This window comes from Streptomyces sp. KL2 (assembly GCF_046529545.1).
Lineage (GTDB): Bacteria > Actinomycetota > Actinomycetes > Streptomycetales > Streptomycetaceae > Streptomyces > Streptomyces radiopugnans.
Genome location: NZ_CP127170.1, coordinates 2630192 through 2650231 on the forward strand (window position 1 = coordinate 2630192; position 20040 = coordinate 2650231).

The window sequence follows — 20040 nt, forward strand, 5'->3', positions numbered from 1 at the left end:
GCCCCGGTCTCAGCCCTGGGCTCAGCCCGGGTCTCAGCCCGGGTCTCAGCCCTGGTTCAGCCGGCCGCGGCGTAGTCGCCGCTGTACGGCCGCGCGTCGTGCTCGCGCATCTCGACCTCCACGGGCAGCAGGCCCGCGCTGCGCTCGTACTCGGTGCGCGCGGTCTCCAGCAGCCGCCGCCAGGAGGTGACCGTCGGGCGGCGGCGCAGCAGCGCTCTCCGCTCCCGCTCGGTCATCCCGCCCCAGACGCCGAACTCCACACGGTTGTCGAGGGCGTCGGCCAGGCACTCGGTGCGCACCGGGCACCCGGTGCAGACCGCCTTGGCGCGGTTCTGGGCCGCCCCTTGTACGAACAGTTCATCCGGATCCGCAGTGCGGCAGGCCGCCTGCGCGCTCCAGTCGGTAACCCAGCTCATGCCGGCGCCGTCCTCTCCCGAATCGAGGCTCCCCCACGGCGGCAGACGGCATATTCACCGCTGCCAGTGCAGGACGTTACGGAAGGCGGCCAGGGCGCAACACCCCCGACGGGCCCAATCTTGAATGGCCCGAACGGACTATGGGTGCGCGGCAGATCACCCAACGGAGTGACCGGAGGACGATACCGAACTTTCGCTCAAATACGGGCATTGCGCCCATATTCCAAGGAGCCGGGACCGGAGGTTTCCTGACACGGGATTGCAATTCGGTCACATCTCAACGCTCGATGGAGTGAACCGCGAGTTGACAAGGAACCGAACGACCGTGTCAGACGTGATACAGCGTAGGCGAACACACGCACACCTGTCCGGCGATTGAGAACGTAGGCTGCCCTCATGCCAAACAAGCGCTCGGGTGGCGGGCTGTCCGGGACCCAGCAGGCCGCCAAGTTCCTCGGCGTCAGCGTGCTCGCGGGAGCAGTGCTGGCGGGCATCGCGCTGCCCGTAGCAGGCGGCCTCGGGCTGGCCGCCAAGGGCACCGTCGAGAGCTTCGACGAGATCCCCATCGACTTCAAGCGCCCCCCGTTGAGCCAGAAGAACCAGATCCTCGACTCCGAGGGCAATCTGATCGCGACCGACTACTACCGCGACCGCACGGTGGTGCCGCTGAAGAAGATCAACCCGATCATGCGGAAGGCGATCGTCGCGATCGAGGACTCCCGCTTCTACGAGCACGGCGCGATCGACCTCAAGAGCGTGATGCGCGCGCTGAACAAGAACGCGCAGGAGGGCGGGGTCGCCGAGGGCGGCTCCACCCTCACCCAGCAGTACGTCAAGAACGTCTTCGTGGAACAGGCCGGTGACGACCAGGAGAAGGTCGCCGAGGCCACCCAGCAGACCATCGGCCGCAAGATCCAGGAACTGAAGTACGCGATCAGGATCGAGGAGGAGCTCAGCAAGGAGCAGATCCTCGAGAACTACCTCAACATCACGTTCTTCGGCCAGCAGGCGTACGGCATCGAGGCGGCGGCCCGGCGGTACTTCTCCAAGAACGCCGCCGACCTGGAGCTGCACGAGGCCGCGCTGCTGGCCGGCCTCGTCCAGTCCCCCACCTACTACGACCCCGTCAACTACCCCGACCGGGCCGTCAAGCGCCGCAACATCGTGCTCAACCGCATGGCCGAGACGGGAGCGGCCTCGAAGGGGGACGTCGCGGCGGCCAAGAGGAAGGACCTGGGCCTCAAGATCAGCAAGCCCAGGAGCGGCTGCATCACAGCCACCGACAAGGCGGGCTTCTTCTGCGACTACGTCCGCAAGATCATCCTGACCGACCCGGTCTTCGGCAAGACCGAGCAGGAGCGCAAGGACCTCTGGAAGCGCGGCGGCCTGACGGTCCGCACCACGCTCTCGCCCAAGGCGCAGAAGGCCGCCGCGGAGGCCGCCACCGGCAAGGTCTACGAGAACGACCCGGTGGCCGCCTCCGTCGTCCAGGTGGAGCCGGGCACCGGCAAGATCCTCTCGATGGCCCAGAGCCGCCCGTACGGCCTGGACCAGAACGAGAACCAGACCCTGCTCAACCTCGCGGTCGACAACGCCATGGGCGGCAGCACCCACGGCTTCCAGGTCGGCTCCACCTTCAAGCCGATCATCGCCGCCGCCGCGATGGCCGACGGCATCAGCCCAGCGAGCACCTACAGAAGCGACTGGAAGACCTCATTCAGCCTCGGGGACTTCAAGGTCTGCGGCAACAAGCCCTACGGCAACGGCAGCTGGGACGTCCAGAACGAGCTGGAGTCCGAGAAGGGCACCTGGGACATGACCGGCGCCCTCAGCAAGTCCATCAACACCTACTTCGTCGATCTGGGCCAGAAGGTCGGTCTGTGCGACGTCGTGGAGATGGCCGGGAAGATGGGCGTCCGCCTCGGCAGCGGCAAGCCCGTCGAGCAGAAGCCGGCGACACTCCTGGGCGGCCAGAACATCAGCCCGCTGTCCATGGCCGCCGCGTACGCCACGTTCGCCGACCGCGGCACCTACTGCTCGCCGGTCGCGATCGAGAAGGTCACCGACGCCGACGGCAAGAAGCTGTCGGTGCCCAAGACCAAGTGCGAGCGGGCGATGTCCGAGCACATCGCGGACTCCATCAACAAGATGCTCAAGGGCGTGGTGGAGGACGGCACCGGGACGAGGGCCGGCCTGACCGACCGCGACAACGCGGGCAAGACCGGTACGACGGACGGTCGCAAGGACGCCTGGTTCGTCGGCTACACCCCGAACCTCTCCACCGCCGTCTGGGTCGGCGACGACATCGGCGATCCGCAGGAGATGTACGACATCACCATCGGCGGGCAGTTCTACGACAAGGTCTGCGGTGGGTGCCTGCCCGGTCCCATCTGGAAGACCGCGATGACCGGCGCCCTCCAGGGCGAGCCCGTCGAGTCCTTCAACGACGTCCAGGTGCCGCGGGCCGCCACCGACGACGAGAAGGACCGGGGCCGCGGCGGGGACGACGACAAGCCAGGTGACCGCCGTCCCGGCAACCCGTTCCCCGACATCACCCTTCCGCCCGGCGTCATCGGCGGAGGCGGCAACGGGGGCCCGGGTGGAGGCGGAGGCGCCAGCACCATGGGCGGCACCACCGACGGCACCACGGTCGGCACCACCACCGGCGGCGGCGCCACCGGCGGTGACACCGGCGGCGACAGCGTCGGCGCCACCTCCACCACCGGAGGCTGGAACATCGGCGGCGGCAACGGCACGAACGGCAACGGGGGTTGGCAGACCTCCGGTCAGGACGGCGGCTGGACACCGCGGTAGCCGGCGCGGCGCACACCGAGACGCACGCGAGCATGCGGAGGGGCCCCGGAAACCGGGGCCCCTCCGCATGCTCGCTTCGCTTCCCTCCGGCCCGCGGGCCTGCGGTCAGCCCGCCAGGTGCTTCTTGACGGCGGCGGCCACCCGGCCGCCCTCCGCACGCCCCGCCACCTTCGGGTTCACGATCTTCATCACGGCGCCCATGGCCCTCGGCCCCTCGGCCCCGGCCGCCTTCGCCTCCGCCACGGCCTCGGCCACCAGCGCGTCCAGCTCCTCATCGGTGAGCTGCTTGGGCAGGTACTCGGCGAGCACCTCGCCCTCCGCGCGCTCCCGCTCGGCCTGCTCGGCACGCCCGCCCTTGGCGAACGCGTCCGCCGCCTCGCGCCGCTTCTTGGCCTCACGGGTGATGATCTTCTCGACCTCGGCGTCGGACAGTTCACGGGCGCTCTCGCCCGCCACCTCCTCCTTCTGGATCGCGGTCAGCGTGAGACGGAGGGTGGAGGAGCGCAGTTCGTCGCGCGCCCTGATCGCCGCGGTGAGGTCGTCCTGGAGCCGGGTCTTGAGCGTGGTCATGTCGGAAGTGTGCCAGGACGCGGAGCCCGACGCCCACTGCATTGTGCCGCGCCGTCCCCTCCCCGCCCCCTCCGCCACTCCTGGCACGGTCCCCGGCCCGGATCCGTTCCCTTCGCCGGGCCCGTTCCATTGCCGGACCTGAACCCGCCACCCGTGCGTCCGCACCCCGCCCGCGTGTCTGCGACGATGGGCCCATGCGTGCGCGATACCCGCTCTCCCTCAGAATCCCCCTCGGCGTCACGGCGGTCGGCGCGGCCTGCCTGGCCTACTCGGCGGGCATCGAGGCCCGCTCATTCCGCCTCAGGCGCGTCACGGTGCCCGTACTGCCGCGCGGGATGCGGCCGCTGCGCGTACTCCAGGTCTCCGACATCCACATGGTCGGCGGCCAGCGCAAGAAGCAGCGCTGGCTCCAGTCCCTGGCCGGGCTGCGCCCCGACTTCGTGATCAACACCGGCGACAACCTCTCCGACCCGGAGGCCGTCCCCGAGGTCCTGGACGCGCTCGGCCCGCTGATGGAGTTCCCCGGCGCGTACGTGTTCGGCTCCAACGACTACTACGGCCCCCGGCTGCGCAACCCCGCCCGCTACCTGATGGAGAAGGCCAGCGGCCGCCACGGCCTCAACGGCAACCCTCCGGTCGTCGGCGCCGTCCACAACCCGTGGGAGGGGATGCGCGACGCCTTCGACTCGGCGGGCTGGGTCGGCCTGTCCAACACCCGGGGCCGCATCAAGCTCGACGGCGGCGAGGAGATCGCCCTCACCGGTCTGGACGACCCGCACATCAAGCGCGACCGCTACGACGAGGTGGCCGGCGGCCCCGAGCACGACGCAGACTTCCCCCTCGCCGTCGTCCACGCCCCGTACCTGCGCGTCCTGGACGCCTTCGCCGCCGACCGCTATCCGCTGATCCTGGCCGGCCACACCCACGGAGGCCAGCTCCGGGTCCCCTTCTACGGCGCCCTGGTCACCAACTGCGACCTGGACACCGACCGGGCCCGCGGACTGTCCCACCACGAGGCGGACGGCCACCGCTCCTACCTCCATGTCTCGGCGGGCTGCGGCGCCAACCGCTACACCCCCTTCCGGTTCGCCTGCCCCCCGGAGGCCACCCTCCTCACCCTGATCGAGCGCCCCTGACCGCGCCCGCCACACCTCCGCCACGCCTCCGCAGCACCCCGGGAAACCGGATTTCTCCTGAGCGCGGGCGTGGGCTAAAGTAGTCCTCGTTGCACACGGGGTGTGGCGCAGCTTGGCAGCGCGCTTCGTTCGGGACGAAGAGGTCGTGGGTTCAAATCCCGCCACCCCGACAGCCGAAACACCGGTCAGGGGTCCGGTCCGCTCAGCGGACCGGACCCCTGACCGGTTGTGGGCCGTGAACCGTCTCGGAAGTCGAACCCGGACGGCTCCCGGACAACTCCCGAGGACCCTCGCAAGGTGATCTCGCCGCGCCCCGTCGGAGGGCCCGGGAAGCACCGGGCGAACTGTTCCGGCCGCTCCCGGGCGAATTCACGGTCCTTCTCGTGCGGGGCGGAGCACCTCCGGCTCGGTGAGGTCGCGCACGGCGACCGGTCCGGCGCCCATCCGCCGCTCCCGTTCCCCGGTCGTCCGGCGGGACGGAAACACGGATCCGGGCCGAAGGGGCCGCGGGTCAGTCCGCTGCGGCTCCACCGGGCCGGCCGGCGGCCGCGTCGCGCAGCGCCCTCAGCAGGCCGCGCAGGGCGGGCTGTTCGAGGGCGGTCTCCCGTACGGCCGCCGAGATCACCCTGACCGGTTCGGGGTTGCGGACCGGGCGTACGACGACGCCGGGATGCCGGACGCGCAGTCCCAGCCCCGGCATCAGGCCGACGCCGATGCCTGCCGCGACGAAGCCCTGCGCGGTGGCGTAGTCCTCGCTCCTGACGGCGAAGTCGGGGCTGAAACCGGCCGCCGCGCAGGAGTCGGTCACCGGCTCCAGGCAGGGCCCGGGCGGTTCACTGCCGACCCACTGCTCACCGGCGAGTTCGTGCAGGCCGACGGTCTCCCTGTCCGCGAGCGGATGGCCGAGGGGCAGCACGGCGGCGTACGGATCGTCGAGGAGGTGGACGATCCGGAAGCCGTCACCGCCCCGGTCGCCCGCCCGTACGACCACGGCCAGGTCGGCCCGGCCCCGCGCCACCTCCTGGAGCGGGTCGTCCGGGTCGGTGAGTTCGAGGTCGACGCGGACGCCGGGGTACTCAGCGCGCATCCGGGCCAGGGCCGGAGCCACCAGCGTGGAGCCCGCCGTGGCGAAGTAACGGACCGACAGGCTGCCGGTGCGTCCGGCGCGGAGGTCGGCGAGGGCGGTCTCCGCCCGGGCGACCGCCGAGCCGATCAGGGCCGCGTGCTCGGTGAGCAGCAGGCCTGCCGCGGTGGGCCGCACACCGCGGCCGACGCGTTCGAGCAGTGCGGTACCGGCCTGCCTCTCCAGCGCCGCCACCTGCTGGCTGACGGCGGACGGCGTGTAGCCGAGGTGGGCCGCTGCGGCGGTGACCGTGCCGCTGGTGACCACCGCGCGCAGGACCTGCAGTCTCCTCACATCGAGCATGCAGTACAGCTTAACGCTCACCATGGAAACGTTTGATTGTTCTGAATACTCTTCTCGGGCATCGTCGAAGTGACGGGACCGGGCGAACCCCCCGGTCCGACGACGGAACCGGCCGGCGGGCGGTGCGCCGGACGAACAGGGGAAACGGAGGAACGCCGTGGGAAGCAGCGCGCGGGCTCTGCGGGGCGGACTGCGGGTGGCCGTGCTCGCCCTGCTGTGGGGATCGACCTTCCTGTGGATCGAACTGGCGCTGCGCGGGCTCTCCCCGCTCCAGGTCACGTTCGCCCGCTGCTTCCTCGGCGCGCTCGTCCTGACCGTCGCCTGCCGTGCGACGGGGCGGCGCATGCCACGGGGCGCCGCCGTCTGGCGCCGCATCCTCGTCGCGGCCTTCTTCTGCAACGCGCTTCCCTTCGCGCTGTTCAGTCTGGGGCAGCAGACCGTCGACTCCGGTCTCGCCGGAGTCCTGAACGCCACGACCCCGCTCTGGTCGGTCGTCCTCGGACTCGCTCTCGGCTCGGAGCGCGGACTCCGCCCGGCCCGTCTGGCGGGACTCCTGCTCGGCTTCGCCGGCACGGTCGTCATCCTCGCCCCGTGGCGGTCGGCCGGAGCCGTCGGATGGGGGGCGCTCGCCATCCTCGGCGCGGCCGCCAGCTACGCGGTCGCGTTCACCTACATGGGCCGCACCCTGGCCGGCAGGGGCACGCCCACCATCTCGCTCTCCGCCGCCCAGCTCGTCGCCGCGAGCGGACTGACCGCCGTCGTGATGCCGTTCGGCGGCCTGGAGGCGATCGACCCCGGCCCTGCCGTCCTGACCGCGGCCGTCGTCCTCGGTGTCCTCTGCACCGCGGTCACCTTCCACCTCACCTACCGGATCATCAACGACGAGGGCGCCACCAACGCCGCGGTGGTCGGCTACCTGCTGCCCGTGGTCTCCGTCCTCCTCGGCGCGGTCCTCCTGGACGAGCACCTGAGCCTCCGGGTGGTGCTCGGCATGGCCGTGGTCCTCGTGGGTGTCGGGATGACGCGGCGGACCGGGGCGACGGCCGGAAAGCCGGCCACCGAGGGCGTGACCGGGGACGTGACCGCCGACGCCCCGGCCGCCCTCCGCCACCCGGAGGACACGCGATGACCCCCCGCCGGTGTGCCACGTGCTCCTCACAGCCGTCGCCTGGCCTTCTCCAGGGCCTTGGCGTAACCGGCCAGCTGTTCGCGGTACTTGTCGGCCATGGGTTGCTCGATCGTGCGCTGGGCGTCCGAGACCGCCTTCCACAGCCCGCTCTCCCGCTGGCAGCGGGCGTCGTTCCGCGCCACGGCGAGCTCGTACTCGGCCGCCGACCGCAGCGCTCCCCCGTCCCCGTCCGCGGCGCGGGCCTTCGCCGCGTCCGTCCGCCTGCCGACCAGTTCCGCGGCGGCGGACCCGTCGGAGGCGGGATGCCCGGCATCGGCCATGCACGAGGCCCACAGTCCCCTGGCCCGCCTGACCTCCCCGGTCCGTTCGACGTTCTCGACGACCCGGTTCGCGAGGAACTGGTAGGTGTACATCAGCCGGTCCCAGTCCCGGCCGTACAGCTCCTCGCCGGCCCGGAACTGGCACCCGTCGGTGTTGACCGTGAAGGATTCCCCCGTGGGCAGGCGGACCGTCCTGCGGTGCTCCTCGGTGCCGGTCAGCGCCCTCCCGAACGCCTCCTCGTCGTCGCCGATGTCCCGGTCCGGCTCCGCCTGGAGGGAGGGGTCACCCCGGAGCACCGGACCGGTGATGCCGTAGCCCTCCTTGGCGGCGTAGTCCTCGGTGAGCAGTCCGTACGGGTTCCAGGCGGGCGTCTCGTGGCTGACGGCGGGCGGTGACGGGAGATCCAGCGGCTCGACTCCGACGCCCTTGCCGGCCATGCAGTCGTCCACCAGCCGGCGCTCCGTCCGGTCCAGCAGGCTCTGCTCGCCGTTCGTCAGGGCCGGCACGGAGTCCCCGAAGGGGACCACGACGTCCGTCTGCGGGCCGGCCGCGGGCGTACGGGAGCCGCCGCAGGCGACGGTCGTGGCGCCCGTCAGGACGAGCAGGAGCACGGCTTGTCCGATACGGGTCCTCATACGGCCTCCTCTGGCTCCTCTGGCTCCTCTGACTCCTCTGGCTCCCTCGGCTGCCCGGGCTCCCCCGGCTGCTCGGGTTGCCCGGTGCCGGCGGCGCCCGGCCCGGCCGCCCCGTTGCGCGGCCGGGCCGGGCGCCGTCCGGTCGGCGGATGCGACCGGTCAGCACCAGCGGTTCGAGCCGGCACCGTTCTTGAGAACGCTGTTCGAGGTGTCGTGCAGCTGGTAGCCGATCTTGAAGACCGTGGAGGAGCCCGTGTAGTTGGTCCCCGCCCAGACGCGCACGCTGCAGCTCGTGCCGTTGTTGTACATGGAACGGGAGTTGGCGAACTTGTAGTACTGACGCAGGTCGGAGTTGTCATAGGCCACCTTGCCGGGGAGGCCCGAGAAGTTCGTGGTGGCCCACGAGCACAGGTACGTCTTGGGGCAGTCCGACTTCGCCGCCTGCGCGGTGCCGGCCGTGGCCAGAATTCCGCCGCCCGCGAGGGCGATGGTGGAAGCGACCGCGGCAATCCGAGTGCTGAACCGCATGCGTGATTCCTCTCCTGTGATCCGGGAATTGCCCCCGGGCCGATCGGCCGGCGGCACGGAATGAAGCTATGGGCCCCGCTCCCGTCCATGGAAGCGTCTTACGAGGTCCCGGGCGGGAATGGGACGTCCCGGGACACGTCACGCCTCTGACCTCTCAACCCGTTGGAGCTGCGGCCGGACCTGGGAAAGAATGGGGTTCCCCGTCTCGCGCCACCCCCAGGGAAGGGGAATTCTCATTCCATGACAGACACTCATGAAAAGGGCGAGCAGTACCACGAGGAACACGGCTCCCTGGCGGAGCGGTTACGCTTCCTCCGCACGCACAGCGGCCTGACCATCAGCGCTCTGGCCGAGCGGACCTCCTACAGCAGGTCCTCCTGGGAGCGCTACCTCAACGGCAAGTCCCTGCCCCCGAGGACGGCGATCACCGAGTTCGCGGCGGTCGTCGGCGTCCCTCCGCAGCCTCTCCTGCGGCTGAGGACGGAGGAGGGGCACCGGGGAGCGGCGCCCCCGCGCCGGCTCCCGCACCGCGGACCGGCGACGCACGGGAGTCCGGGGGAGACCCCGCCGCGCGGCAGTCCGGTGCCCGGAGAAGAGCCGACCGGGAAAAGACCCGCCCCGGCAGAGCCCGGGACCGACACCTCCCGGAATTCGGGGGAAACAGGGATACCGGCGCCGGAGAACACCTCCGCACCGGTTCAGGGGCACCAGACGAGAACGACGCTGGTTTCCGCGTCCCTCATTTTCGTGGCACTGGTCACCGGAATACTGATCGGAGGCTGGTTCTTCAGCGGGAATGACGCGGACGGACAGGTCCGGCAGGGGGCGGAGAGAGAACCCGGGTGTACGGAGTACGAATGCCGGGACAAGGATTCGCAGCGGCTGGGCTGCCACATAGGAGCGTGGACCGCCGCGGCCACATGGTCCGGCCGCACTTATGTCGAACTGCGCTACAGCCCGCGGTGCCGAGCCGCCTGGGCCCGGATCACGGACGCGGAGGTCGGTGACACCGCCAGGGTGGAGGGGCCCAAGGGCGTGCACAACCAGCGTTCGGTGACCTACGAGAACGACACCTACTCACCCATGGTCGAGGCGCCCTATCCGGCCGCCGCACGGGCCTGCGGGGTGGTGGGGGGCAAGGAGGTCTGCACCCCGCAGGGCGGTTCCTCGCCTCTGCCGCCCGCGCTCACCGACGAACGCGAGCCGGCCCGCAAGGCCGCACCGCCGGAGAGCGGCACGGAGACGGGGGCGGGCGGGTAGCCGTCGCCGGACGGGCGGTCCGCCGGGAGGAGCCGTGCCCTCGCGAGGTGCCGGGCCGCCCCGCTTCCCGGGTTCGCCGGACGGTCCCGTGTTCGGGGAAGCAACGGTCGCGCGTGGCGGCTGATGGCTTGAAATCGACGCTGTGGCAAGGATTTTGACGATGCATATGTGATGTGCATGTGCTTTGGCAAGGCTGTTCCAGCCGACGGATGATCAATACCCTGAGCCTGTCTGCCCGTCACGTCTTCGATGGAGCTCGCCTTGTCCGGTACGCAGCAGTTCCCCGACATACTCTCGCCCGAGTTCGCCGCCGATCCCTACAGCGCCTACCGCGTGATGCGCGAGAGCGCGCCGCTGATCTGGCACGAAGCCACCCGCAGCTACATCGTCTCCCGGTACGAGGACGTGGAGCGGGCGTTCAAGGACGGAACGTCGTTCACCACCGACAACTACGAGTGGCAGATCGAGCCGGTGCACGGGAAGACGATCCTCCAGCTCAGCGGCCGCGAGCACGCGGTGCGCCGGGCCCTGGTGGCTCCCGCCTTCCGGGGCAGCGACCTGCAGCACAAGTTCCTGCCGGTCATCGAGCGCAACTCGCGCGAGCTCATCGACGCCTTCCGCCACACCGGCAGGGTGGACCTGGTGGACGCCTACGCCACCCGCTTCCCCGTCAACGTCATCGCCGACATGCTGGGCCTGGACAAGGCCGACCACCCCAGGTTCCACCGCTGGTACACCTCGGTGATCGCCTTCCTGGGCAACCTCTCCGGCGACCCGGAGGTGATCGCGGACGGCGAGCGCACCCGGGTGGAGTTCGCCGAGTACATGATCCCCATCATCCGGCAGCGCCGCGAGAACCTGGGCGACGACCTGCTGTCCACGCTGTGCGCCGCCGAGGTGGACGGCGTGCGGATGAGCGACGAGGACATCAAGGCGTTCTGCAGTCTGCTGCTGGCCGCCGGCGGGGAGACCACCGACAAGGCGATAGCCGCCATCTTCGCCAATCTGCTGGCCCACCCCGAGCAGTTCGCCGCCGTGCGGGAGGACCGCTCCCTGATCGACCGGGCGTTCGCCGAGACCCTGCGCTACACCCCGCCCGTCCACATGATCATGCGGCAGACCGCGCAGGACGTGGAGGTCAGCGGCGGCACGATCCCGGCCGGGGCGACCGTCACCTGCCTGATCGGCGCCGCCAACCGCGACCCGGGCCACTACAAGGAGCCCGACTCCTTCGACATCTTCCGCGACGACCTGACGGCCACCACCGCGTTCTCCGCCGCAGCCGACCACCTGGCCTTCGCGCTGGGCCGGCACTTCTGCGTCGGGGCGCTGCTGGCCAAGGCCGAGGTCGAGACCGGCGTCAACCAGCTGCTGGACGCCATGCCGGACATGCGGCTGGCCGACGGCGCCGAGGTCGTCGAGCAGGGTGTGTTCACCCGCGGCCCCAAGGAGGTGCCGGTGGTGTTCACCCCCGCCGCCTGACCGGCTGAGCCGGAGGGCGGGAGCGGCGAACGAGAACGGCGAACGGCAGCGGAAACGGCCGTGCCGCAGCCGGAGCGGAGGGCTCCGGCTGCGGCACGGCCGGCCGTACGGGGCCGGCGTACGGCCCGGCGCGGGGGCTGCCGCAAAGGTTGCCGCGGAGAGGGCTACACCACGGGGGTGAAGGCGACCGGCAGGGAGGTCAGGCCCCGCATCCAGATGGACGGCCGCCAGGTCAGCTCCTCCGGTTCCACCGCCAGGACGATGTCCGGCAGCCGTTCCAGCAGCGTCTCCACCGCGGTGCGGGCGATGACGTCGGCCAGCTGGGGGGCGGGGTACGGGCAGCGGTGCTCGCCGTTGCTGAAGCTCAGATGGGCGGAGTTGACCTGCGCCCCCACATGCCCCTCGGGCCAGATCTGCGGGTCGGTGTTGGCCGCGGCCAGTCCCAGCACCAGGCAGTCGCCGGCCCTGATCTGCCGGCCGCCGAGCTGGATGTCGCGGACCGCCCAGCGGCCGATGAAGTTCTGCGTGGGGGTGTCCAGCCACAGCACCTCGTTGAGCGCCTGGCCCACGCTCACACGGCCGCCGGAGACGTTGACGGCGAAGCGGTCGTCGGTGAGCAGCAGCCGCAGGGTGTTGCCGATCCAGTTGCCGGTGGGCTGCTGGGCGGCGGCGATGACGGAGATCAGGTCCTGCACGATCTCCTCGTCGGTCAGCCCGGCCGGGTCGGCGATCATGCGGGAGGTGACGTCCGGGCCGGGATCGGCGCGCTTCTCCGCGACCAGCCGCTGGATGCGCTCCTGGACGCGGACGTAGGCGGCGACCGGGTCGTCGCCCTCCGAGGCGTCCAGGGACATCCGCAGGTCCTCCACCAGGTCCTCGGTGTCGGACCCGGTGAGCGGCATGCCGCACATCCGGACCGCCGCGCGCATCGGCAGGGCGTGGGCGTACGCGGACATCAGCTCCGCCTGCCCGCTGCCCGCGAACTCGGCGAGGAGCTGCGTGGCGATCTCCTGGCAGTCCTGGGAGAACTCCAGCTGGTCGACCTCCTCCAGCGCCGCGCTGATGACGCCCGCCCGGCGCTGGTGCTCGGCGCCCTCGGTGAACAGCACCGACGGCTGGTAGCCGACGAACGGCAGCAGCGGCCAGTCGGCGGGGATGGCGGGCCACTGGTTCCAGCGCCGCGAGTCCCGGGCGAACAGCTCGTCGTGGCTGGTGACGTAGGAGACCTCGGCGTATCCGAGCACCAGCCAGGCGGGGATGCCGCCCTCCAGCAGCACGGGGGCGACCGTGCCGTGGTCGCGGCGCAGCGCGCGGTAGAGCTGGAAGGGCGTCTGCTGGTACTCCAGGCCGCTCAGGGGAACGGCGTCGGGATGGGCCGCGGGGCAGCCGGAGGGCGGGGCGGCTGTCTCCTGGGCGGACTGGGCGGGCTGGTCGGGCTGGTCGGTCATGCGGTCATCTCCCGTGCCAGTGCCTGCTGGTAGAGGTGGTCGACGAGGGTGATCAGCACGTTCTTGCCGGACTCGCGCAACCGGGCGTCGCAGTCGACCAGCGGCACGTCCTCCGGCAGGTCCAGCGCCTGGCGGATCTCGTCCAGGGAGAAGCGCGAGGCGTCGTCGTCGAACCGGTTGACGGCCACCACGAACGGGGTCCGGTGGTGCTCCAGGCGGTCGATCGCGTACCAGGAGTCGGCCATCCGCCGGGTGTCCACCAGCACCACCGCGCCGAGCGTCCCGGAGAACAGCCGGTCCCACAGGAACCAGAACCGCTCCTGCCCGGGCGCCCCGAAGAGGTAGAGCACGGTCTGCTCGTTGAGGCTGATCCGGCCGAAGTCGAACGCCACCGTGGTGGTGGTCTTGTTCCGCAGGCCGGCGGTGTCGTCCACCCCCGCGCCGGCCTGGGTCATGACCTCCTCGGTGTTCAGGGGGCGGATCTCGCTGACGGATCTGACCAGCGTCGTCTTCCCGACACCGAAGCCGCCCACTATGACGATCTTCAGTCCGGTCTCGGCGGCGTCCGCGAGCGGCGTGCGCGCCGGGGCCTCAGAGGTTGCGGAGTCCAATGAGCACCTCCTTCAACAGGGCGGATTCGGGCGCGTCGCCGTGCGCTGCGGACGGACGCGGGTTCCGTGCGGTGATGCGTCCGGCGGCCAGCAGGTCGCCGAGGAGGATCTTCACCACGGTGATGGGCAGGCGCAGATCGGCCGCGATCTCGACCACCGCGGTGGGGTGGGCGCACAGCTCCAGGATCCGTACGTGCTCCGACTGCATGCCCTCCGTCGGCCGGCACTCGCTGACGATGAGCGTGACCAGGTCCAGCCCGGCCTCCTCGCCCCGGCTGCGTCCGCCGGTGACGGTGTAGAGCCGGTGGGGGTCGCCGATGTCGACGGGTTTGCGGATCATGACGGGACGCCGCCCTCGGCCGGCTTGCGCGGCTCGGCTCGCAGGTGCTCGCCGATCTGCTCGACCAGTTCGTCCATCTGGTGGCCGACCACGCCGGGGTCCGCGGTGTCGTCGGCGACGACGGCCAGATGGGCGCCCTCCCCGGCCTCGACGATGAACAGGAGGCCGCCGTGGAACTCCGTCATCGAGTGCCGCACCCCTCCGCTCCCGTCGCCGAACTCCACGGAGGCTCCCTGCGCCAGGGCCTGCATCCCGGAGGAGATGGCCGCGAGCTGGTCGGCCCGGTCCAGGGTCAGACTGCTGCTCCAGCACAGCTTGAGCCCGTCGCGGGAGAGCACCAGGGCGTGTCGGGTCCCGGGAGTGCGGTTGAGCAGGCTCTCGAGAAGCCAGGTCAGGCTGTTGTCGGTGGTCTCCATGATCTGCATCGGGCGTTTCGGGCCGGCTGTCCGGCCACCGGCCCGTGCCTCCAATCTCACGGTCTTCGCTGGGGTGGGGCGCCCGCTGGTCGGGCGGGCGCCCCGGGTGGGTCGGAGGGGCGCGCCTACTCGGAGGGGTTCTCGGGGCGCCTGGAGCGGTGGAACGCCCCGAAGCTCGCTCCGGCGTCACGGGCGGGGCGCTTCCGCTGCGGAAGATCGGCGGAGGCGTCGGCCGCCTGTTCGCGGGCGCGGTCGGCCCGGGCCAGGGTGCGGCCCCGGGGCCGCACCGGCAGCCCGTGGGCGGTTTCCCCGGCCGCGGGGGCCGGGGTCCCGGCGGGGTCCGGCGGGGCGGGCGCGGCGGCGGCCGTACCGGCCGGGGTGGCGGCGGGGAGGGCGGACCCGGCCCCGGACGCGGAGACCTCACGCGGAGCCCGGGCCCCCGGCACCGCGGTCGCGGGCGGGACCTCGGCGCGCTGCTGGGCCAGCAGGTGCGGCGGCAGCAGGACCACCACACCGGTGCCGCCCCGGGAGGACGGCCGGTAGCTCACGGAGATGCCGTACTTGCGGGCCAGCAGTCCGACCACGGCCAGGCCGAGCCGGGTGCCCTGGAGGTGGGCGAGGTCGGTCGACTCGCCGGAGACGGCCTTCTCCGCGCGGCGCATCGCCGCGTCGGACATGCGCAGTCCGCTGTCCTCGATGGTGACCACGAGGCCCGCGGTGCGCTCCTCGACGTAGACGTTGACCTCGTCGATGGGCGGGGAGAAGTTCGCCGCGTTGTCGATGAGCTCGGCGAGCAGGTGCATCACGCCCTCGGCGGCGAACCCGGCGATCGCGGTGCCGCTGGCGCAGTGCATGCGGACCCGCTGGTAGGCGGCGATGCGTCCCACCGCGCCGCGCAGGATGCTCTCCATGACGATCGGCTTGTTCCAGGCCCGGCTGGCGCGTCCGCCCATCAGCAGGGCCAGGCGGTCGGTGAGCAGTCCGATCTGCGAGGTGCTGTGGTCCAGCCTGAGCAGGTCGCCGAAGACCTCCTCGCCGTGGCGCTCCTGCATCTCGCGCAGGTCGGCCAGCATGCCCACGGCCGCCGCCTGCACCCGGCTGAGGGCCTTGGTGCCGGCCGTCCGGGCGGCGGCGGACCGCCGCTCGCTGGTCGCGTACTCGCGGATCACGAACTCCGTCAGGGCGGCCAGCCGCTCGTCCTCGGGACGCGGCACCCCCGCCAGGGTGGTGCCCGCCGAGGCGCCGCCGCGCAGTCGCGCGAAGGCATCGGGCAGGACGGTGGAGAGAAGGCCGTCCACCCCCTCCGCCAGCGCCCGGGCCTGCCGGACCGCCTCGTCCCGCTCGGCCTGCGCTGACAGCCGCTGCCCGGTGGCGGAGGAGACCTCGTGCGCGAAGGAGTGGAGGAGCCGCCGCAGCGGCAGGTCCTCCGGAACGGGCATTCCGGTCAGCGCCTCCTCCGCCCGCGCGCCGGTCCGCAGCCGCTCGGCGACCACCGGCAGCACGGAGTCGGCCAGGTGCGCGGTGTGCGCCTGCCGGTACTCGGCCTGCCCGCGCAGCGCCGCGGCCTCGGCAGCCGCGTTCGCGGCGGCGGCGGCCGTCCGCCGCACCGTCAGGAGGACGGCGAGAAAGGCCGCGACGGCCACGGCTCCGGCCACCGCGACCACCCCCAGCACCCAGGGGCGCGTGCCGTCGGGGGCCGCGGCGGCGCCCGCAGCACCGCCCGCGACGAGCGCCGTCAGGCAGACGGCGAGTAAGACGAGGGGGAGGCGTCCTCCGGGCACTCGTCGCTGGCCGGAGGCGGCAGGATCTGACATCGCGCAATCCCTGTGGCTGTGTGGGGGCGGTGATGCGGTTCGGAAGACAAACGACGGCCGAAAGCCCGCTGGAAGAAGGGGAGTTGCCTTCTCGTGCGATTGCCTTCGTCATAGTAACCATGCATCACGCAGCGCGTGCGCCGAGCCGAGGTTCGACCACAGGAAGCAGCGGTGGGTCCGCGAGGAGGGCGGCCGGCGGTACGACGGCTGCTGAGCCCGCTCCCGTCACGGCGCCCGCCGGGCCCAGGGCCCCGGGCCGTCCCCGGCCGTCCCCGTGACGCGGCCGGGGACGGAGGTCACCGCAGGGGGCCGGTCGCGTCGTTGCGGGCCAGGACGGTGCCGCCGGGGCCGTACGCCGTCACGGTGGCGCGGGTGCCGAGCCCGGCGCCGGGCGCCGCGTCCGCGGGGGACGTACGCCGTTCCTCGTCGTCATGACTCGGACGTGGAGGGAGGGCGGAATCCACGTCAGGGCGCGGACCTCTCCCCGGACGGGGAGCCGGCGCCGGCCGCGGCGGTCCCCTCCCGCGCCGGGGAGGGAACGGCGGACGAGGACGGTCCGGCGGGCGGGGACGGCTCGGCGGGCGCCTCGATGCCGAGTGCGAGATCGCGGGCGGTCTCCGTCTCGCGGCGGAACAACCGGTACCACATGAAGACCACGAAGCCCGCGAAGACGAACCACTGCGCGGTGTATCCCAGGTTCTGGAACGCCTTCAGGTCCAGCCCGGTGCCCGCCGCCGCGACCGGCGGCACCGCCTCCATCGGCTTCTGCGCGCGCTGGACGGTGACCCACGCGTCGTGCACCTCGTAGGGCACCAGGTTGACCAGCGTGGCCGCGCTGATGATGCCGATCCGGCCCTGCGGCAGGGCGCCGCCGACGGCGCCCGGGGAGCTCTGGCTCTCCGGCGCCTGGAGCACTCCGGTGACGCTCACCTCGCCGGCCGGCGGTGGGGGCACCCGCGCGGGATCGGCCTCGCCCGGCAGCCAGCCGCGTACGACGGGCAGGGCCCGGCCGTCACCGGTGCGCAGCGGGGTCAGCACGTAGAAGCCCTCGCGGTCGCCGAGACGGCGGCCGGGCACCAGGAACTCGTGGCCGCCGTCGTAGCGGCCGGTGGCCAGGGCGGCCTGCCCGACGGTCTCCTGGGTGAGGGGCAGCAGGTCGTCCAGCGGCCTGGCGTCGGCCTCGGTGATCCCCTCGGCCGAGCGCTCCTGCCGGGCCTGGTGGGAGTCCACGCGGTCCTCGAAGCGGCTGAGCTGCCAGCTCCCCATGAGGAGGCAGACGGGGATCGACAGCAGCACGAAGAGGTTGATCACCCACCAGCGCGGGGTCAGCAGGAACCGGTACACGCCCTCAACGGTACGGGGGCGGGCCGGGGACGGCCCACTCGCCCCCGCCCCGCGCCGCCGCCCGTTCGCCTTCCGCGCGTGCGCGGGCCCGCCGTGCGCGGGCCCGCCGTACGTCAGCCCTCGGGGATGGGACCGGTGCGGTACACCGTCCCGGCGCAGGCCCCGGCGATCTCGATCTTGCCGATGCGCGGTTCACCCGCCGCCGGCACATAGCGCAGGACGACCGAGGCCGCCGCGGTGCCCGATCCGGTGCCGCCGGTGTCGTAGGCGAACTGGGGGCTGATGCCGCTGCTCTCGGTGGGCTCCTCGACGGTGTCGCCGCCCTCACCGCTCTGGCCGCCGTCGGGGGATGTCGTGCCGCCGCCGATGCCGCCGCTTCCGCCTCCGGTGCCGGTGCCGCCGGAGGAGTCCGTGCCGCCGCTCCCGCCTCCGGTGCCGGTGCCGCCGGAGGAGTCCGTGCCGCCGCTCCCGCCACCGGTGCCGGTGCCGCCGGAGGAGTCGCCGGGGGCCGTCGGACCCGGGCCGGGGGTCGCCGGGCAGCCGGTGGTGCCGCCGCCCTCGCGCGGCACCCAGGCGAACCGCACCAGGTACGACTGGCCCGGCCCCAGGACGAACGACCCGGGTTCGAGCTGCGGGTCGGGCAGCTTGGAGGCCCTGCCGCCGGAGGTGTGGGCGACGACGCTGAAGCCGGTCGGGTCGGCGGCGCCCTCCGGGGTGGCGGTGACGGTGTCGGATCCGTTCACGAGGCAGGAGGCGTCCGAAGTGTTCGTGACCCTGAAGGCCCCGTACACATGGCCTTCCCCGTCGGCGGGGCTCACCGTGGAGCCGCCGTCGCCGATCTGGGAGCGCAGGCAGCTCGGGGAGGTGGGGCCGAGGGTGTCACTGGTCTCGGGGGAGGCGGTGCCGTCCCTGCCGGAGCCGTTGCGCGACCCGGCCGCGTCCTCCCTCGCACTGCCTCCGGAGTACTGGTCGGCGCCCTGGTTCGCGGCGTCGCCGCTCTGGCCGCCCGCCCCGGCCCCCTCCTGCCGGTCGTGGGTGCTGGCGGCGTTGGTGGTGTTGCCGTCCAGAACCCGGGTGATGACGCCGCTCTGCACCAGGGCGGGAGTGGCCACACCGATGACGAGGGCGGCCGCGGCCGTCCCGACCACGAGCTGCCTGCGGCGGGCACGGCGGGCGGGTACGGCGTGGTGGAGGCGTTCGAGGGCGTCCGGGGCCGGCGCGACGTCCTCGACGGCGCCGCGCAGCATCAGCCGCAGCGAGCGCTCGTCCAGGTCGGCCGGGTCCACCGGGACGCCCGGATCGGCCGAAGCGTCCGGCCCGGCCGTCCGGCCCACCGGATCCTCGCCCGCCCGGTCCCCGTTCGCCGAGTCTCCGTCCACCGGGCCGCTCGCGTCCACCGGGCCGCTCGCGTCCGGCTCCCGCCCACCCCGCCCCTCCCCCTCGTCACGGTCGCCGGAAGCCCGGCCGGAAGGGCCCGGCTCCGGCTCCGTCGACTTCCGCTCACCGCCCGGGCCGTGTCCGGCTCCGGGTCCCCCTTGCGGGTCGCGCTGTTCCTCGTGCCGTCCGTCGCCGCTCATGCGGGCGCCTCCATCGCGACCCGCAGGGCGGCGATGCCCCGCGAGCCGTAGGCCTTCACCGAACCGAGCGAGATGCCGAGCGTCTCGGCGACCTGCGACTCGGTCATGTCCGCGAAGTACCGCAGGACCAGTACCTCCCGCTGGCGGCGCTGGAGCTTGCGCAGCGCCTTCTTCAACTCGTCCTGCTCGATGCGCGCGTACGCGCCCTCCTCCGCGCTGGCCATGTCCGGCATCGGCTTGGAGAGCAGCTTCAGCCCCAGGATGCGGCGGCGCAGCGTGGAGCGGGAGAGGTTGACGACGGTCTGGCGCAGGTACGCCAGGGTCTTCTCCGGCTCCCGCACCCGCCTGCGCGCCGAGTGTACGCGGATGAACGCCTCCTGCACCACGTCCTCGCAGGACGCCGTGTCGTCGAGCAGCAGGGCGGCGAGTCCGAGCAGGGAGCGGTAGTGGGCCTGGTAGGTCTCGGTGAGGTGGTCGACGGTGGTGCCCGCCACTGTGGTGCCTGCCGCCATCGTGCCGTCAGCGTCCCTCGCCTGCGAGGGGAGCTGTGCGGGACGGGACGCCGACCAGGGAGCGATCACGGGCATGCCCCTGCCGGGCGTGCCGCCGCCCGCGGGGACCCGTACGGGCGCCGTTGCGATTCCGAGTGCCTCTGCCACGCCTGTTGGACACGCTGCCCCCCGTCAGGGTTGTACGCGTGGAGCGTCGTTCTTTCCGGCGAGCCGGACGACCGCATGCGCACCACCTCTTCCTCTCCGCCGCCGAACAGGCGC

The 20040-nt window shown here is 72.3% G+C and carries 19 protein-coding genes and 1 tRNA gene; 6 read left to right on the forward strand and 14 right to left on the reverse strand.

From position 1 onward, the window contains the following. Positions 1-56: 56 nt before the first annotated feature. Entirely contained in the window at positions 57-416 is a 360-nt protein-coding gene (locus tag QPK52_RS11860; protein WP_410537428.1) for a WhiB family transcriptional regulator, read from the reverse strand. Between the two features lie 396 nt (positions 417-812). Between QPK52_RS11860 and QPK52_RS11865 the strand changes: the two genes are divergently transcribed. Continuing rightward, the gene (locus QPK52_RS11865) at positions 813-3230 is read left to right on the forward strand and encodes a transglycosylase domain-containing protein (RefSeq protein WP_410537429.1); all 2418 of its coding nucleotides are present in this window, start codon (positions 813-815) and stop codon (positions 3228-3230) included. Between the two features lie 105 nt (positions 3231-3335). On the opposite strand, the gene QPK52_RS11870 is transcribed toward QPK52_RS11865, so the two are convergent. Next, entirely contained in the window at positions 3336-3800 is a 465-nt protein-coding gene (locus tag QPK52_RS11870; protein ID WP_410537431.1) for a GatB/YqeY domain-containing protein, read from the reverse strand. Positions 3801-3994: 194 nt separating this feature from the next. Here QPK52_RS11870 and QPK52_RS11875 point away from each other — a divergent pair, with 194 nt between their 5' ends. Both QPK52_RS11875 and QPK52_RS11880 read left to right on the forward strand, forming a co-directional pair. Continuing rightward, positions 3995-4936 carry a metallophosphoesterase gene (locus QPK52_RS11875; protein WP_093657444.1) on the forward strand — a complete coding sequence of 314 codons (942 nt, stop codon included), beginning with the start codon at positions 3995-3997 and terminating at the stop codon, positions 4934-4936. A gap of 96 nt (positions 4937-5032) precedes the next feature. Next, positions 5033-5106 (forward strand) — tRNA-Pro (locus tag QPK52_RS11880). 341 nt (positions 5107-5447) lie between these two features. On the opposite strand, the gene QPK52_RS11885 is transcribed toward QPK52_RS11880, so the two are convergent. Continuing rightward, the gene (locus tag QPK52_RS11885; protein ID WP_410537432.1) at positions 5448-6362 is read right to left on the reverse strand and encodes a LysR family transcriptional regulator; all 915 of its coding nucleotides are present in this window, start codon (positions 6360-6362) and stop codon (positions 5448-5450) included. A gap of 157 nt (positions 6363-6519) precedes the next feature. Between QPK52_RS11885 and QPK52_RS11890 the strand changes: the two genes are divergently transcribed. Beyond that, positions 6520-7491, forward strand: a complete 972-nt coding sequence (locus tag QPK52_RS11890; protein ID WP_410537433.1) for a DMT family transporter — start codon at positions 6520-6522, stop codon at positions 7489-7491. A gap of 26 nt (positions 7492-7517) precedes the next feature. Here QPK52_RS11890 and QPK52_RS11895 read toward each other — a convergent pair whose 3' ends face one another. Together QPK52_RS11895 and QPK52_RS11900 are read right to left on the reverse strand one after the other, a co-directional pair. Further along, a complete protein-coding gene (locus tag QPK52_RS11895; protein WP_410537435.1) occupies positions 7518-8447 on the reverse strand; it encodes a hypothetical protein in 930 nt (309 codons plus the stop codon). Between the two features lie 159 nt (positions 8448-8606). Next, positions 8607-8975 carry a peptidase inhibitor family I36 protein gene (locus tag QPK52_RS11900; RefSeq protein ID WP_410537436.1) on the reverse strand — a complete coding sequence of 123 codons (369 nt, stop codon included), beginning with the start codon at positions 8973-8975 and terminating at the stop codon, positions 8607-8609. 240 nt (positions 8976-9215) lie between these two features. Between QPK52_RS11900 and QPK52_RS11905 the strand changes: the two genes are divergently transcribed. Together QPK52_RS11905 and QPK52_RS11910 are read left to right on the forward strand one after the other, a co-directional pair. Then, entirely contained in the window at positions 9216-10235 is a 1020-nt protein-coding gene (locus QPK52_RS11905) for a helix-turn-helix domain-containing protein (protein WP_410537437.1), read from the forward strand. Positions 10236-10496: 261 nt separating this feature from the next. Further along, on the forward strand, positions 10497-11717 hold the full coding sequence (locus QPK52_RS11910; protein WP_410537438.1) for a cytochrome P450: 1221 nt from the start codon (positions 10497-10499) through the stop codon (positions 11715-11717). Between the two features lie 164 nt (positions 11718-11881). Here the strand turns inward: QPK52_RS11910 and QPK52_RS11915 are convergent, their stop codons facing one another. The 9 genes from QPK52_RS11915 to QPK52_RS11955 form a co-directional block, all read right to left on the reverse strand. Continuing rightward, complete coding sequence (locus QPK52_RS11915; RefSeq protein WP_410537439.1) at positions 11882-13165, reverse strand: cytochrome P450; 1284 nt, start codon at positions 13163-13165, stop codon at positions 11882-11884. Continuing rightward, positions 13162-13776 carry a GTP-binding protein gene (locus tag QPK52_RS11920; protein ID WP_410537440.1) on the reverse strand — a complete coding sequence of 205 codons (615 nt, stop codon included), beginning with the start codon at positions 13774-13776 and terminating at the stop codon, positions 13162-13164. The genes QPK52_RS11915 and QPK52_RS11920 overlap by 4 nt, the downstream gene beginning before the upstream one ends. After that, positions 13757-14116, reverse strand: coding sequence for a DUF742 domain-containing protein (locus tag QPK52_RS11925; RefSeq protein WP_093657386.1), 360 nt, complete (start codon positions 14114-14116; stop codon positions 13757-13759). The genes QPK52_RS11920 and QPK52_RS11925 overlap by 20 nt, the downstream gene beginning before the upstream one ends. After that, a complete protein-coding gene (locus QPK52_RS11930; protein WP_093657819.1) occupies positions 14113-14532 on the reverse strand; it encodes a roadblock/LC7 domain-containing protein in 420 nt (139 codons plus the stop codon). The genes QPK52_RS11925 and QPK52_RS11930 overlap by 4 nt, the downstream gene beginning before the upstream one ends. A 125-nt stretch (positions 14533-14657) precedes the next feature. Next, on the reverse strand, positions 14658-16346 hold the full coding sequence (locus tag QPK52_RS11935; RefSeq protein ID WP_410537441.1) for a sensor histidine kinase: 1689 nt from the start codon (positions 16344-16346) through the stop codon (positions 14658-14660). A 296-nt stretch (positions 16347-16642) separates the two neighbouring features. Next, complete coding sequence (locus QPK52_RS11940) at positions 16643-16810, reverse strand: hypothetical protein (RefSeq protein WP_410537442.1); 168 nt, start codon at positions 16808-16810, stop codon at positions 16643-16645. Position 16811: 1 nt separating this feature from the next. Next, entirely contained in the window at positions 16812-17690 is an 879-nt protein-coding gene (locus tag QPK52_RS11945) for an SURF1 family protein (RefSeq protein ID WP_410537444.1), read from the reverse strand. A gap of 113 nt (positions 17691-17803) precedes the next feature. Next, entirely contained in the window at positions 17804-19267 is a 1464-nt protein-coding gene (locus QPK52_RS11950; protein ID WP_410537445.1) for a hypothetical protein, read from the reverse strand. Continuing rightward, positions 19264-19854, reverse strand: coding sequence for a SigE family RNA polymerase sigma factor (locus QPK52_RS11955; RefSeq protein WP_093657373.1), 591 nt, complete (start codon positions 19852-19854; stop codon positions 19264-19266). Before QPK52_RS11955 ends, QPK52_RS11950 begins: the two co-directional genes overlap by 4 nt. Between the last annotated feature and the right edge of the window lie 186 nt (positions 19855-20040).